Consider the following 14,956-nt stretch of genomic DNA (forward strand, 5'->3'; position numbering starts at 1 on the left):
CCTTGAGGGTGAGCTCGCACAAAGGCAGCGGAAGGAGGAAGGGGAAGTGTGCTTGGGAGAGTGCAGACCCCCTGACTGAGTATGGCTCGTGCAGACGGACGTCGACCCGATCAGCTTCGCCCCGTGACCATCACGCGGAACTGGCTCGCCCATGCCGAGGGCTCCGTGCTCGTGGAGTTCGGCGGCACGAAGGTGCTGTGCGCCGCGACAGTGGAAAGCGGCGTGCCGCGCTGGCGCAAGGGCAGCGGACTGGGGTGGGTGACGGCCGAGTACGCCATGCTGCCCCGCTCCACCAACACGCGCAGTGACCGGGAGTCGGTCCGCGGCAAGATCGGCGGCCGCACCCACGAGATCTCGCGGCTGATCGGCCGGTCCCTGCGGGCGTGCGTGGACTACAAGGCTCTCGGTGAGAACTCGATCCTCCTCGACTGCGACGTGCTCCAGGCCGACGGCGGCACCCGCACGGCCGCCATCACCGGCGCGTACGTGGCTCTCGCGGACGCCGTGGCCTGGATGCGGCAGCGGAAGATGTGCCCCGGCGACCCGCTGACGGACTCCGTCGCCGCCGTCTCCGTCGGAGTCGTCGGCTCCGAGTCGCTGCTCGACCTCTGCTACACCGAGGACGTCAAGGCCGAGACCGACATGAATGTGGTCATGACCGGCGCAGGTGACTTCGTCGAGGTGCAGGGGACTGCCGAGGGCGCGCCCTTCGACCGGGCCACGCTGAACGGTCTGCTCGACCTCGCCGCCGCCGGCTGCGCCGAGCTCACCCGCCTGCAGGCCGAGGCGCTCGCCTGACGCGCCGGACCTCGGACGGGCATGGACAGGGGCACGGATAGGGGTATGGAAAGGGAGGAGACGGCATGAACAAGCTGGTCCTGGCCACGCGGAACGCCGGAAAGATCGTGGAGCTCCGCAGGATCCTGGCCGAGACCGGTGTGCCGGTCGAGCTGGTCGGCCTGGACGCCTTCCCGCATATCGGCGACGTCGCCGAGACCGGCCTCACGTTCGCCGAGAACGCCCTGCTCAAGGCGCACGCCGTCGCGTCCGAGAGCGGCCTCCCCGCCATCGCCGACGACTCCGGGCTCTGCGTCGACGCCCTGAACGGCATGCCGGGGATCTTCTCCGCGCGCTGGTCCGGAGCGCACGGCGACGACAAGGCGAACCTCGACCTGCTGCTCGCCCAGGTGTCGGACGTGCCGGAGGGGCGCCGCCAGGCCCACTTCGCCTGTACGGCCGCGCTCGCGCTGCCCTCGGGGGAGGAGCACATCGTGGAGGGGGCCATGCACGGATTCCTCATCCGCGAGGCCAGGGGCACCAACGGCTTCGGCTACGACCCGATCTTCGTGCCGGACGGCGAGAGCCGTACGACGGCGGAGATGCCGGCCGCGGAGAAGGACGCCATCAGCCACCGTGGCCGGGCCTTCCGCGCCCTCGCCCCGGTCATCGCCCAGGTTCTCGCCTAGATCATGTCCCGCGGATCCGTGTAATCCCGCCGTAAGACCTTCCCCTCCCCGCCGGGCGTAGCGTTCGCACTGTGAACGTGAACGAAAGCGGCGTCCGCCTTCCCGGGTGGGCGGCCGCCACGATCGGCGTGGCCTCGGGCGCGGTGGCGCTCGGAGTCGCCGAGTTGGCTGCCGGTCTCATCAACCCCAGCGCCGCGCCGGTGATCGCGGTCGGCGGCGCCGTGGTCGACCGCACCCCGGCGGGGATCAAGGAATGGGCCATCAGGACCTTCGGGTCCAACGACAAGCCGGTGCTGATCAGCGGCATCGTCATCGTGGTCGCCCTCATCGCCGCCGGCATCGGACTTCTGGCGCGGAGAAGGATCGGGTACGGCAAGGCCGGGCTGGCCCTCTTCGGCCTTGTCGGAGCGGTCGCCGCGGTCAGCCGGCCGGATTCCGGGGGCCTCGACTTCCTCCCTTCGGTCCTCGGGGCGGCCGCCGGGGTCTGGGCACTGTCGTGGCTGTTCCGCCGGACGGAACTGCCCGAATGGGAGATCGCCCACCGCGAGCGCAGCCAGCCGCGTTATCTGGGTGATCGGCCTGAGCAGCGTGTACGGCATGAGCCGCGCGCAGCGCACGAGCCCGAGCCCCATGAGCTACGCGAACCGCATGAGCCCGAGCCTCAAGAGACCGAGCCCCATGAGCCGGAAGACGACGTCTACGCGTTCGACCGGCGGCGGCTGCTGACGGGTGTCGCCGTGGGGGTGGGCGTCGCCGGGGTGACCGGGCTCGGCGGCCGGCTGCTCGCCGGCTTCAACGACGCGGACGTGGCCCGCAGAAGCGTCGCCAGGGCGCTGCCTCGCCCGGCCGTTCCCGCGAAGGCGCTGCCGCCGGGCGCTGACCTGCGCATCAAGGGCCTGTCGTCGTTCGTCACGCCTAACCCGGAGTTCTATCGCGTGGACACGGCTCTGGTCGTGCCGTCGGTCGATCCCAAGAGCTGGACGCTGAAGATCCACGGACTGGTGGACAGACCCGTCGAGCTGACCTTCGCCGACCTCCTCAAACGCCCTCTCACCGAGGCGGACGTGACGCTGACCTGCGTGTCGAACGAGGTCGGCGGGCCGTACATCGGCAACGCGCGCTGGCTCGGCGCACGCCTGGCCGACGTGCTGCGCGACGCCGGGATCAAGCGGGACGCCGACATGCTGCTCAGCGTCTCGCAGGACGGCTGGACCTGCGGCACGCCGGTGGACGTCGTCATGGACGGCCGGGACGCACTGCTCGCGATCGCGATGAACGGCGAAGTGCTCCCCACCGCCCACGGCTTCCCAGTGCGCCAGGTCGTGCCGGGATTGTACGGATACGTGTCGGCCACGAAGTGGGTCACCGAGATCAAGGTCACCCGCTTCGACCAGGACGAGGCGTACTGGACACCGCGCGGCTGGGCTCCGAAGGGTCCGATCAAGACCCAGTCCAGGATCGACGTGCCGAGGAGCGGAGACGACGTCCCGGCGGGCCGTACGACGATCGCGGGCGTCGCCTGGGCGCAGCACCGCGGCGTCGACGCGGTCGAGGTGCAGGTGGACGGCGGCGAGTGGCGGCAGGCCACGCTCGCCCAGGTCCCCGGCCCCGACACGTGGCGGCAGTGGTCGATCGACTGGGACCTCGCCCGCGGACGGCACACCATCTCCGTGCGGGCGACCGACGCCACCGGCCACACCCAGACGCCCGAGCAGATGCCGCCCGCTCCGGACGGTGCCACGGGTTATCACTCCATCGTCGTCCAGGTCGGCTGACCAGCTAGAGCGCCGGTCAAGTAGGGGGAAGAGTCCACGTCCCCGAGCTTCCCGGGAAACCCTGCATGATCACGGCGACGGGTTATCTGACCTCTCTAGGACATTCCCGGTCGAAGGCCCTGGCGGTGGGTCGGGACTTCGGAAAATCCAGCGTGCCGTGCTTGGGGCGCCCCTACCATCGGCAGCCTGATGTGCGTGTCAGGGAGGGGGCCGCAGCACGTGACTCAGGAGATGGCTCGCCGGCATTCTCGATGGAGGTTGCCGGCCGGTGTGTACAACCCCGTCGTCAGCGCCGACGGACGCCGATGGCGTGACTACGAGCTGGCCGCGGAGGCCCCGGCACCCGTGGCCGAGGACCGCTGCCAGGAGACCCGCGCCACCGACCCGCCGAGCGTCACCGGGGCGTTGAACGGGCCGGCCGGCGGCGCGGCGAATGGGTCGGCCAACGGCTCGCTCAACGGCTCGCTCAACGGCTCGCTGAACGGCGTGGCGAACGGGTTGGCCAAAGGAAAGCTCAACGGGGCCGTCAATGGGGCGGCCAAAGGTCCGGTGGCCGGGGCGTCCGGCGCGGTGGCGGACAAGACCCCCACTGGGGCGGTCGCCGGTGCCGCCAAGACGAGTCCGAACGACGGCGAAGGCGACGCTGAGCCGGACGCCGAGGAGGACGGCGAAAAGGACTGGTTCAGCAGCTCTCGCCGGCCGCCCAGGCTTGAGGAGACCAGACCGTACGGCAGGCCGGGAGGGCTGGCGCGGCCGGGGCCCGAGGCTGAGGAGGGCCCGGCCCAGGAGGGCCTCGCCCAGGCGGTGAACGGGCGTTTCCCCGATCCGAGAGGCACGTGGATCCGCCTGATCAACGCGGAGGGACCGACGGAGGACCCGTTCAGGTCCACCAACGCGGTCGACTGCGCGCTGGCGGTCATGTCGACCTGGCACGGCGAGCCGGTCGTGGCCGCGCGCAGGCAGCCCGAGTACGACGCGGGAGGCAAGCCGCTGCTGACCGGCGAGACCGGAGGAGTGGCGAGGGCCGAGCAGTGGCTGGGGCATCGGTTCGAATACGTGGGTCACGGCCGCCGCGCCTACGTCGCCATCGCGCAGCGCCTCATCTTCGGGGGACACGGAGCGGCGGGCATGCTCATCACCCGATGGCCCGGGGGAGGCAGCCACGCGTGGAACGCCGTCAACTGCCGGGGCGAGGTGCTCTGGATCGACGCCCAGAGGGGGCACATGGCGGTGGAGCCGCCGTACGAGGACGTCACCGGGGTGTTCTGCGTGGTCATCGACCGGGAAGGGCAGCGCCTCTGATGGTCTCGCCCGACGAGGCGCGGGAGTTGGCGGAGCGATATTTCCGGGATCGCTCCGCCAAGGTGGAAATGCTCGCGGTCGAGGGCGGCTACGTGGCCTGGGTGGCCGACGATGAGCCCGAGGACCCGAGCATTCCACCGGAGACGGTCGGTGGCGGTTGCGTCGTCATCGACGGCACGACCGGCGACATCGCGGTCCGGCCCCTGCTCGGCTCCCATCACGTGGCCGAACAGTGGCCCTCGTCTGCGTGATCATGCTTAGGCGCTCGCGAGCGAGTCCACGATGGACGCCCTTGCGGCTCGCCGGGCCGGTAGGACCGCCGCGAGCACTCCGGCCAGGCCGGAAGCGGCGATGAACAGCAGGACCTGCGTGACCGGGAGCCGGAAGAGGACGGTCTCCGTGAGAGTCTTCGTGGCGGCCCAGCCGTACACGCCGCCGAGCACGACCCCGACGAGGGCGCCCACGACGCCGAGGACCAGCGCCTCGACCGACAGCATGCCGCGCAACTGCGGCTTGGTGAGCCCGAGGGCGCGCAGCAGCGCGGACTCGCGGGTCCGCTCGTAGACCGACAGCGACAGCGTGTTAGCGATGCCGAGCAGCGAGATGACGATCGCCAGGCCGAGCAGCCCGGTGACGATCAGGAGCATCGTGTCGATCGCGTCGTCGAACTCGCCGCGGATCTCAGTCGTGCTGCCGACCTTCACCGCGGGGTACGCCTCGGTCGCGCTATCTACGATTTTTCGCGACTTGTCGGCCGGAACTCCGTCCGCCGCGTTGATCAGAAGGTTGGTGTCGTCGACCTTGCCGAAGTACTGCTCGAAGGCCGGCTCCGGCACCATCACCCCCGGCAGCAGGGAGATTTCGGAATCGAGCAGCGCGACGATCCGCAGGCTCGTGCTGGTCTTGTCCGTCTCCAGCTTGAGGGTGTCGCCGACCTTGAGCCCCATGTCCTTCGCGATGGGGGCGTTCAGCGCGACCTGGCCCGGCCTGAAGCCGTCCATGGAGCCGGATGTGGCCGACGGCTTGATGGTGGTCCCCAGCGCCGACTGGTTCACCGTGCCGATGGTGAACCGCTCGCCGTTGAGCTTGGCCTCTTTCCCCCTGATCTCGGTCACGGAGGCCAGCTCTGGCCGGCCGCGAAGCGCGTCCGCCACCGAACGGGGGACCGCGCCCGACTGGGCGGTGACCAGGTAGTCCGCCGGGAACTGCTGGTCGAGTTCGTTGCCGATGGTCGCGCGCATCGTCGCCGTGAGGACCGACATGAAGGTCATCAGGGTGACGCCGACGGTCAGCGCGATGGTGGTCGTGGCCGCCCGCTTCGGGTTGCGCCGCGAATTGTCCACGGCCAGGCGGCCCGGCACTCCGAAAAGCCGTGCCGGCAGCCAGCCGGTGAGTCCGCTGAGCGGCTTGACGATCACCGGACCCAGGATGAGAACGGCGAAGAAGATCAGCACGCCGCCCGCCATCACGACCATGAGCGCGCTCTCGCCGGGCTTCATGGTCACGCCCGCCGCCGTCAGCCCCGCGCCTCCCAGCCCGAACAGGGCGGCGAAGATCACCCGGACGACCCCGGCGCGGAACGTGTGCTCCTCGACCTGCGTGCGCAGCGCCGCGATCGGGGCGACCTTGGTGGCCTGGCGGGCGGGCAGCAGCGCCGCGCCGACCGTCACGACCAGGCCGGTCGCGAGCCCGATGACGATCACCTGTGGCGTGAGCGCGACCGTGCCCGTGGGGATCTCCGCGCCCACGTTCCTGAGCACGAGGACGGCGACAGCTCCCAGGCCGAGGCCCATCAGCAGACCGAGGACGGCCGAAATCAGGCCGACCACGGCCGACTCCAGCACGATCGACCCGAAGACCTGGCCACGGGTGGCGCCGATGCAGCGCAGCAGGGCCATCTCCCGCATCCGCTGGGCCACCAGGATGTTGAACGTGTTGTAGATCACCAGGGCGGCCACCAGCAGCGCGACCACGCCGAACATCAGCAGCCCGAGCTTCAGGAAGCCGGTGTCGGCGCCGTTGGCCTTCGCCAGGTCGTGGGTCAGCTCCTCCCCGGTCTGCACCTCGACCTTCGAGCCCAGACCTGAACGGCCCACGGCAGCGGCGACAGCCGTACGGAGACTGTCCGGGGCCGGGCCGGCGGTGAGGACGTCGATCTCCTGGAAGCCCTTCACGCCGGTCATCCGCTGCGCGGTGGCGGCGGTGAAGGCCACCGCTCCCCTGTAGGCCAGGTCCTGCTCGACGCCGACGTCGAAAACGCCGACGAGCTGGAACTCATGCCGGGCGTTCTTGTGGTCGAGGACCGCGATGGTGTCGCCCGGCGCGAAGCCCTGCGCCTTCGCGGTGTTCTTGTCGAGCGCGGCCTGGCCCTCCGCCGAGGGAGCCTTGCCGCTCGTGATGTCGATCCGGTTGGCCGGAATGGACACCCCCGCGGTGGGGAAATCGCCGACGACCTTGCCGTCCTTGCCGATCAGAGCGGCATCGCCGTACACGACGGGCTGGGCGTCCTTGACCCCCGCGACGGATCTGACGGTGTCCAGCAGCTTCGCGGGGAGCGGGTCCTCCTTCGGGAGGACCGCCACGTCGATCTTGTCGGCCGCGGCGGTGAACGACTTGGTGAAGCCCGCCTCGATGGTGTCGGTGAGCACGAACGTGCCCGCGATGAAGCCGACGCCCAGCGTGATCGCCAGGGAGGTCAGCAGTAGCCGGAGCTTGTGCGCCCGGAGGCCGGCCAGAGTGGTCTTGAACACGGCTCAGGCCTCCAGTGCCATGAGCATGTCGAGCACGGTCTGCTGAGTCGGCTGTGCCAGCTCGCTCACCAGCAGCCCGTCCCGGAGGAAAACCACCCGGTCGGCGTAGGAGGCCGCCATCGGGTCATGGGTCACCATGACGATCGTTTGGCCGAGCTCCCGCACCGACCGGCGCAGGAACGACAGCACCTCCGCGCCGCTGCGCGAGTCGAGGTTGCCGGTCGGCTCGTCGGCGAAGATCACCTGTGGCTTGCTGATGAGCGCCCGCGCCACGGCGACGCGCTGCTGCTGGCCGCCCGACAGCTCGTTCGGCCGGTGCTTCAGCCGGTCCCGGAGGCCGACCGTGTCGATCACCTGGTCGTAGAGCGCCCGGTCGGCCTGCCGTCCCGCGATCTCCAGCGGAAGCCGGATGTTCTGCTCGGCGGTCAGGGTCGGCAGCAGGTTGAACGCCTGGAAGACGAAGCCGACCCGCTCGCGGCGCAGCAGCGTGAGCTGCTTGTCGTTCAACCGGGTGATCTCCACGTCACCGATGCTGACGTGGCCGTCCGTGACCGAGTCGAGCCCGGCGAGGCAGTGCATCAGCGTCGACTTCCCGGAACCCGACGGCCCCATGATGGCCGTGAACGCTCCCGTGGCGAAGCTCACGTCGATCCCGCGCAGAGCGCGCACCGCCGCGTCGCCCTCGCCGTATACCTTGGTCAGTCCCCTCGCGACTACGGCGCTGCGGACATCGATGGTTGTCGTCATACAGCGAGGCTATGGTCGTGATCATGACCGATCCTCGGCCCGCCGGATGGACTTCGCGTCCACTTTCCGATGGTCCGTACGGCACGCGTGCGACTTCTGATGTAGTCCCGCCTCAGCCGTTGGGACGATCTGGCGCGACCAGCCCGCTCTCGTACGCGTAGACGACGGCCTGGGCCCGGTCGCGCAGCCCCAGCTTCGCAAGGATCCGGCCCAGGTGGGTCTTCACGGTCGCCTCCGCGAGCTGCAACTCCTTGGCGATCTCGGTGTTGGAGAGCCCCCGGGCCACGTGGAGCAGGACCTCCCGCTCGCGCACCGTCAGCACGTCCGCGTCCCGCCTGGGGGTCTGCGACGCCGGCAGGTGTACGGCGAAGCGGTCGAGCAGCCGGCGGGTCGTGCTGGGGGCGACGACCGCGTCACCGGAGTGAACCGACCGGATGGCGCTGACCAGCTCCGCGGGCGGCACGTCCTTGAGGAGGAAGCCGGAGGCCCCCGCCTTGATGGCGGCGAAGGCGTATTCGTCAAGGTCGAAGGTCGTCAGGATCAGCACCTTCGGCCCGCCGGGGCTAGAACAGATCAGCCGCGCGGCCTCGACGCCGTCCATCCGCGGCATGCGCACGTCCATCAGGACCACGTCGGCCTCGGTCGTACGCAGCGTCTCGATGGCCGCCGCCCCATCCGCGGCCTCCCCGACCACCTCGATGTCCGGCTGCGCGCCGAGCACCATCCGGAACCCGGTCCGCACCAGCTCCTGGTCGTCGACCAGCATGACTCGTATCACTGCCGCCCTGCTCTCGTCGCCGTTACGTCTCCGCGCCCACCCAGTGTCGTGCCTGTCGTGTTCCGGCATCGGGGTGGTCACGCCGCCACGCCGACCGGGATTCGGGCGACCACCTGGAACCCTCCGCCGGTCCGGGGCGCCGCCTCGACGGTCCCGCCGTACATCGACGCCCTCTCCCGCATGCCGACGAGCCCATGGCCGCCCTCGACCCATGGCGCGGACGCGCCCCGGCCGTCGTCGGCGACCCGCAGCACGATCTCGCCCCTCCCGTAATGGACGTCGACCTCGGCGCGGACACCCGGCCCGCCGTGCTTGAGGGTGTTGGTCAGCGCCTCCTGGACGATCCGGTAGATCGCGAGTTGTTCTCCCTCGGGGAGGGCACAGGGCGTTCCGGACACGGTGAAGCCGATCGGCAGCCCGGAGTCGCTGACCTGCCTGACCAGGTCGCCGAGCTGCGCCACCCCCGGCTGGGGCGCGTACTCCTCGCCGCCCGCGGCGTCCTGACGCAGCACGCCCACCAGACGGCGCATCTCCGCGAGCGCCTGCCGCCCGGTCGTCGAAATGGCCTGTACGGCACGGCGCGCCTGCTCCGGATCGCTGTCGATGGCGAACCCGGCGCCGTCGGCCTGGACGACCATCACGCTGACGTTGTGCGCGACGACGTCGTGCAGCTCTCGCGCGATGCGGGCGCGTTCGGCGGCGGCGGCGATGCGCGCCTGCTGGTCCCTCTCGCGCTCCGCCCGCTCCGCGCGCTCGACCAGGCTTTCGACGTAACGCCGCCGGGTGTTGGCGTAGATGCCCGCGAGCCAGATGGCGATCACGAACACCGACATCGACGGGAACGCGTCCAACTGGGAGAAGTCCCAGCGGAGCACGGCCAGCAGCAGGCCGAACTCCGCGACGAGTCCCGCCGCCACCGCCCAGCGAGCCGTGCACCGGGCGGCCACGCCGTACATCGCGATCATGACGGCGAAGTCCGCGGGGAGCAGCGTCACGTCGGCGACCCACTGGGCGAAGCACACGAGAGCCACGACCGCGAACACCTCGCGGGGGCGGTTCCTCCGCCACAACAGCGGCGTGATCAGCGCGGCCGACAGCACGAGCGTGGCCGGTATTCCGATGTACCTTCCGAAGGGTGGGCCGCTCTTGTACACATCGAGGGTGAGCAGGCAGAACAGCACCAGCGGTGAGACCACGAGCGCGTCCACCAATTTGCTGTGGCGCCGACTCCAGGCGCGCAGTCTGCCGAACACGATTCCAACCATACGTATCCGCTGCTCAGCGATGTTCCGTCTTGGGGTGGATCCGAGAGTACGACTCAGGTCGCATACGGGGCGGGCTCGGCGTTTACGCCCTCCTTACGGATTGCCCCGCATTCTTGTCTCCGGGAGCGCCTCGCTGAGGCGGGTAAAGGGAGATCTGTGATGGCGGATCAAGACGCCGGGTCGCGCGGTGCTGAGGACGAGCCGCGCGACCCAAGGCCGGGAGAGGGCACCAGACCGCTTTCCTCCGAGGCGGCTCCCTCAGAGACCACGGCGGAGCCAGGCTCCGGACCTGCTGCGGGGTCCGGAGTAGGCTCCGCCGGCCAATCAACGGCGGGGCCAGGGTCCGCGGCGCCCTCCGGGCCTGCGGCCGCAGCGGAGGGGTCTGCGGCAGAACCCGGCCACGCGCGCCATGGGACGGAGCCCGGCCAAGCATCAGGCCCGGGTTATGGGGCGGGACAGGCATCGGGACCGGGTTATGGGGCTGGAGCGGGGCCCGCGGGTCCGTCCGGGCCAGGGACGACGCGCTCGCTCCCGGTCCCCGGCTCCGGCTCCGGCGGGTACGCGTACGGGCCCGGCGGCGCGGGCTGGAACGCCCCCGGATGGGGTACGGCACGGCCGACGCAGCCGGCAGCCGCCATGCCCGGCGGGTTCGCCGGAGGGCGGAGGACGCATGCGGGCCAACTGGTCGCCGTCGGCCTGGCCGGGGTGCTCATCGGGGCGATCCTCGGGGGAGGCGTCGTAGCCGTCGGCGGCGCGTTATGGAACCGGGTCCACGGCCACTACTACCGGGTGAGCTACGAGAACCAGGACCCTCGCGCGGGTCGAGGGCCCTGGGAACGGCCGTTCGGACGCCGCTTCGGCGAGGACATACCGCCCGGGGTCGGGCAACTGCCGCGGTTCTGCCAGCGCACTGACACAGGATTCCGCTGTGACATGCCCGGGCCGGGCAGCCCCATGGCACCCTCCGCGCCTACGCCGCCGACGGCGCCCAAGCCGCTCACCCCGATCCCCTCCCCGACCTCGTAGCGCCACAAGTCTCGAGGGTGACCAATCCCCTTGAGTACGACTGCTTGGCCGGTTCAGCGCGCTCGCGCGTCGCCTTCCTCGGCAGGCTCTGGGCGCGGAGCAGGCTGATGGCCTTGCGGATGGCCGCCGACCGTGACCGGGCGCCCTCATCGGCCACATACCTTTCCAGGAAATCGACATCGTCCGCCGCGACAGTCAAGTGCAACTTGGAAATCGCCGTACGGGGTTCCGAAGGCTGATCGACATTAATTCGATTTGAATTCGAGTGGGGTCGACGAGATTCGAACTCGCACTGAACGGCACCTAAAACCGTCGCCTCTACCGATTGGGCTACGACCCCTTTTCCTCTTCCTTTGCCTGCGAAATTCGCCGTTTGTGAATGGCAATTCGGGCAGAGAAAGCGGAGGTTCTCTATTCTATTGTCGAGCCAGTTTCCATTGATATGGTCGATGTGCAGCGTCAACGGCCGCCCCTGCCAATCGTTGCCTATCCTACAGGTCGCGCACTCATAGGGGACACCGATTTCTCGCAGCGCACGCCGCAAGGTCGTGGGCTTCTGGCGCGGTGACCCGACCGGCATCATGACCAGGATCTCCGCCGGGAGATGCCGTCGGGGCGAGGGCTTGCCCTTGTTCGGAGACACCCTGCCGAAGTGGGATGTGTCGATGGCGAAGTGCTTGAGGCGGCGACTGATGTGCGCGTGGGTGCCACCCGACCAGGGAATGTTCAGGTAGCGCAGTACGTCTGCGATGCTTTTCGAGTTGGCCGCCGCTTCGGCGAGAAGTTCGGGGGTGTACTTGTACTTCTGCACGCCGTAAGGCTATTGACTGGCACTGACATTTTCGGCGCCAGTCGCACGCCGTACAAATCAGGAAATGCCGAGCTCTTTCACCAGGCGGGCGACGTGGCCGGTGGCCTTCACGTTGTAGAGGGCCTTCTCGATCTTCCCGTCGGCGTCGATGACGAAGGTCGAGCGGATGACGCCCATGATCGTCTTGCCGTAGTTCGTCTTCTCGCCGTACGCGTCGTATGCCTTGTGCACGTCGAGGCCCACGTCCGACAGGAGCGGGAAGGTCAGGCCGTCGCGCTCCCGGAACTGCTGGAGCTTGGCCGGCTTGTCCTTCGAGACGCCGAGCACGACGAAGCCCTTGCCGGTCAGGGCGCCCAGGTTGTCGCGGAAGTCGCAGGCCTGCTTGGTGCAGCCTGGCGTCATCGCGGCTGGGTAGAAATAGAGGATGACACGCTTGCCGCGGAACGACTCCAGCGACACGTCGTTGCCGTCGGCGTCGGTAAGGGTGAAGTCCGGCGCGGCGTCGCCGGGCTCGAGCCTGCTCATGAAGTCCTCCTGCGAAGGTGACCCGCGGCGATGCGCGGGCAAGCGTCAACCAAACTACCGGCTCGGCCGCTGTGCGGGGTGCTTGCCGGACCTGGCAGACTGATCACAACGGATATCACAGGAGGGGATCGTATGGCGGACACCGATCCCGATGCGCTGGAGCGAGAGATCGAGCGCACCCGGGAGGAGTTGGCTCGCACGGTCGATGCCATCGCGGACCGGGTGAGCCCTAGACGAGTGGCGGAGCGTGGCGTGGCCAAGGTCAAGGCCAATGCCGAGCACCTGGTGTCGTCCCTCGGGGACCTGGTCGGGGGCGTCGCGCCGCATCCCGCCACGTCCTCGGAGGAAGTGGGGCCCTGGGAGGAGGAGTACCCGGCGCGCACCGTGGCTCCGGTCCTCATCGGCCTCGGCGCCGTCCTGGTGGTGGGCGCCGCGATCATTCTGCTGCGCCGCCGTAACCGCTAACCCCAGGCGTGAATGCATGATCACGGCCCGTTCGGGGGGCGGGGATCGCGTGATTACAGGCGGTTAGAGGAACGTCTTGCCCTCGCCTCGATAGGTGGGGACCTCATCGACGACGCGGTCGCCTTCGATGAGATAGACGCTGGCGAAGCGCTCGGACAACTCGCCCGCCTTGGCGTGGCGGAACCAGACGCGGTCGCCGATGCGCAGGTCGTCGGCGGCTTCGCCCTTCAGCGGAGTCTGGACCTCGCCCGCTCCCTCGTTGGCGTCGTACCGCAGCCCGGCCGGCAGGTACGGCTGGGGCAACCGGCTCGGCCCCGGCGCGCCGGAGGCCGGATATCCGCCGCCGAGCACCGTGGCGACGTCCGGGGACGGCTTGCGCACCACGGGCAGCGCGAACAGCGCGGCGGGCCGGCCGGTGAAATTCCGGTAGAAGTCGAACAGCCGGGGGTGGAAGAAGCCCGAGCCGGCCGCGACCTCGGTGATCGCCCGCTCGCTCACCGTCTTCTCGATGCTCCCGGTCCCGCCGCCGTTGACGAACTCCAGGTCGGCGACCTGCCGTACGGCATGCGCGATCCGGCCGCGCCGGACAATCAACTCCCGCTGGGAGCGCCGCTGCATCCAGCGGATCGCCCGGCCGTAGGGCCCGGGGACCTTGTCGCCCACACCGGCGATCTGGGCCTCGTATGACATGAGCCCCACGAGGCGCAGGCCGGGGCGGCCGGCGATGTCGGCGGCGATGGCCGCGGCCTGCTCGGGTTCGCGGACGGGTGACCGGAGGGCTCCCGCCCTGAGCTTTCCGGCGAGAGAGACGAACCCGGAGTCGATGTCCACACACACCCGGATCCGGTGGGCGAGCCCCAGGCTCTCGATGAGATCCAGGTGGCCGGGGGAGTCCACCATCACCGTGATCTCACGGGCCGCGCGCTCGTCGGAGCCGAGGGCCCGCAGGGCCGCCCTGTCCACTGTCGGATATGCCACGAGCACGTCACGCAGCCCGGTGGAGACCAGCCACAGCGCCTCGGGCAGCGTGAAGGCCATGATCCCGGCGAAGCCGTCCATGGCCAGCACCCGCTCCAGGATCGCTCGGCTGCGGATCGACTTGCTCGCCACGCGGATCGGCTTCCCGTGAGCCCGCCGCACCATGTCGGCGGCGTTCGACCGCAGCGCGTCCATATCGACGACCGCGAAGGGGGGTTCCAGCTCGGCCGTGGTCCTGTCGAGACGCTGTCGGTCGTCCATGGCGGCAGCCTAGTCCCCTCCGGGCGAATTACATGAGCACTATTCATGTTAACGGCGCGACGGCAAAAAGTCTGGTAGCGACGCTTCACGATCGCGCAAGAGCGCGGGTGATCGCCACGTCGAAGCCCCACGCCGTGTACTCATGGGCAGGTGACTACGGACCGGACCCGACGCGGTGCTCGGGAGGGGTGAGCGGCTGGTGAGCGTCGTCCAGGAGATCTTCGCGGGTTCCCCGGCCAGGGGCGTGAGAGAGAGCCGGAGGGCCGTCCGGCGCCATGCCGTACGTGCTCTGCGGCCAGGCCGTACGCCCGCCGGGATCCTGGTGGCGGCGGCGCTCTCGGCCTGTGCCTGGGCCGTGACGGTCGAGATCATCGCGGCCATGTTCGGCTCGCCCGCCGTGTGGCCGCCGCTTCGCCGCCTTCTCTCGCTGACCTTGGGCGACCCGGCCGTTCCAGGAACCGCCGCCGCAGTGATCGTCGCCGGAGCGGGCCTGGTGGCTCTCGCCGTCCTGCCCGGCCGGCCCCGCCTGGTGCCCCTGGAGGCGACGGACCCGCTGCTCGTCATGGGGCTGACGCGAAGCGGCCTGCGCAGGACGCTCTCCGGCGCCGCCGAGGCCGTCGACGGAGTGAAGCGTGCCCGGGTGCGGATCCGCCGCAGGCAGATCGAGGTGATCGTGCTCACCGACACCAAGCGCACCGGCGAGTCGCTGCGCGAGGTCGGCGCGGCGGTCGGGGACCAGCTGTCCGGCCTCGGCCCGCAGTGCCGTCACGAGGTGGTCGTACGGCTGCGCAGGAGGAGGACCTGACG

The 14,956-nt window shown here is 69.8% G+C and carries 14 protein-coding genes, 1 tRNA gene and 1 pseudogene; 8 read left to right on the forward strand and 8 right to left on the reverse strand.

Annotated features, from left to right (window positions below):
• Positions 1-81 precede the first annotated feature (81 nt).
• The 5 genes from rph (at position 82) to ABH927_RS16640 (ending at position 4,794) form a co-directional block, all read left to right on the forward strand.
• Entirely contained in the window at positions 82-798 is a 717-nt protein-coding gene (rph, locus tag ABH927_RS16620; protein WP_370022433.1) for a ribonuclease PH, read from the forward strand.
• Between the two features lie 65 nt (positions 799-863).
• Entirely contained in the window at positions 864-1,466 is a 603-nt protein-coding gene (rdgB, locus tag ABH927_RS16625; RefSeq protein WP_370022435.1) for an RdgB/HAM1 family non-canonical purine NTP pyrophosphatase, read from the forward strand.
• Positions 1,467-1,537: 71 nt separating this feature from the next.
• Entirely contained in the window at positions 1,538-3,241 is a 1,704-nt protein-coding gene (locus ABH927_RS16630; RefSeq protein WP_370022437.1) for a molybdopterin-dependent oxidoreductase, read from the forward strand.
• Between the two features lie 270 nt (positions 3,242-3,511).
• Complete coding sequence (locus ABH927_RS16635; RefSeq protein ID WP_370022439.1) at positions 3,512-4,543, forward strand: toxin glutamine deamidase domain-containing protein; 1,032 nt, start codon at positions 3,512-3,514, stop codon at positions 4,541-4,543.
• Positions 4,543-4,794 (forward strand): hypothetical protein, encoded by a 252-nt coding sequence (locus tag ABH927_RS16640; protein WP_370022441.1) that lies wholly within the window; start codon positions 4,543-4,545, stop codon positions 4,792-4,794. The genes ABH927_RS16635 and ABH927_RS16640 overlap by 1 nt, the downstream gene beginning before the upstream one ends.
• A gap of 6 nt (positions 4,795-4,800) precedes the next feature.
• Here ABH927_RS16640 and ABH927_RS16645 read toward each other — a convergent pair whose 3' ends face one another.
• The 4 genes from ABH927_RS16645 to ABH927_RS16660 all read right to left on the reverse strand — a co-directional run bounded on the left by ABH927_RS16645 (position 4,801) and on the right by ABH927_RS16660 (position 10,071).
• Positions 4,801-7,293 (reverse strand): ABC transporter permease, encoded by a 2,493-nt coding sequence (locus ABH927_RS16645; RefSeq protein WP_370022443.1) that lies wholly within the window; start codon positions 7,291-7,293, stop codon positions 4,801-4,803.
• Positions 7,294-7,296: 3 nt separating this feature from the next.
• Complete coding sequence (locus tag ABH927_RS16650; protein ID WP_370022445.1) at positions 7,297-8,040, reverse strand: ABC transporter ATP-binding protein; 744 nt, start codon at positions 8,038-8,040, stop codon at positions 7,297-7,299.
• Between the two features lie 112 nt (positions 8,041-8,152).
• Entirely contained in the window at positions 8,153-8,818 is a 666-nt protein-coding gene (locus tag ABH927_RS16655; RefSeq protein WP_370022446.1) for a response regulator, read from the reverse strand.
• Positions 8,819-8,895: 77 nt separating this feature from the next.
• Positions 8,896-10,071 (reverse strand): sensor histidine kinase, encoded by a 1,176-nt coding sequence (locus ABH927_RS16660; protein ID WP_370022448.1) that lies wholly within the window; start codon positions 10,069-10,071, stop codon positions 8,896-8,898.
• A gap of 648 nt (positions 10,072-10,719) precedes the next feature.
• Between ABH927_RS16660 and ABH927_RS16665 the strand changes: the two genes are divergently transcribed.
• Positions 10,720-11,109, forward strand: coding sequence for a hypothetical protein (locus tag ABH927_RS16665; RefSeq protein ID WP_370022450.1), 390 nt, complete (start codon positions 10,720-10,722; stop codon positions 11,107-11,109).
• A 266-nt stretch (positions 11,110-11,375) separates the two neighbouring features.
• On the opposite strand, the gene ABH927_RS16670 is transcribed toward ABH927_RS16665, so the two are convergent.
• The 3 genes and pseudogenes from ABH927_RS16670 to bcp all read right to left on the reverse strand — a co-directional run bounded on the left by ABH927_RS16670 (position 11,376) and on the right by bcp (position 12,445).
• Positions 11,376-11,449 (reverse strand) — tRNA-Leu (locus ABH927_RS16670).
• 42 nt (positions 11,450-11,491) lie between these two features.
• Positions 11,492-11,692, reverse strand: a pseudogene (locus ABH927_RS16675) (HNH endonuclease); the annotation flags it as partial.
• A gap of 285 nt (positions 11,693-11,977) precedes the next feature.
• A complete protein-coding gene (gene bcp / locus ABH927_RS16680; protein ID WP_370022452.1) occupies positions 11,978-12,445 on the reverse strand; it encodes a thioredoxin-dependent thiol peroxidase in 468 nt (155 codons plus the stop codon).
• Between the two features lie 132 nt (positions 12,446-12,577).
• On the opposite strand from bcp, the gene ABH927_RS16685 reads away from it, so the two are divergent.
• Positions 12,578-12,910 carry a DUF3618 domain-containing protein gene (locus ABH927_RS16685; protein WP_370022454.1) on the forward strand — a complete coding sequence of 111 codons (333 nt, stop codon included), beginning with the start codon at positions 12,578-12,580 and terminating at the stop codon, positions 12,908-12,910.
• 63 nt (positions 12,911-12,973) lie between these two features.
• On the opposite strand, the gene ABH927_RS16690 is transcribed toward ABH927_RS16685, so the two are convergent.
• Positions 12,974-14,149 (reverse strand): amino acid deaminase/aldolase, encoded by a 1,176-nt coding sequence (locus tag ABH927_RS16690; protein WP_370022456.1) that lies wholly within the window; start codon positions 14,147-14,149, stop codon positions 12,974-12,976.
• A gap of 199 nt (positions 14,150-14,348) precedes the next feature.
• Between ABH927_RS16690 and ABH927_RS16695 the strand changes: the two genes are divergently transcribed.
• On the forward strand, positions 14,349-14,954 hold the full coding sequence (locus ABH927_RS16695; RefSeq protein ID WP_370022458.1) for a DUF6286 domain-containing protein: 606 nt from the start codon (positions 14,349-14,351) through the stop codon (positions 14,952-14,954).
• Positions 14,955-14,956 lie beyond the last annotated feature (2 nt).

Source organism: Planotetraspora sp. GP83 (genome assembly GCF_041262585.1).
Lineage (GTDB): Bacteria > Actinomycetota > Actinomycetes > Streptosporangiales > Streptosporangiaceae > JAOEGB01.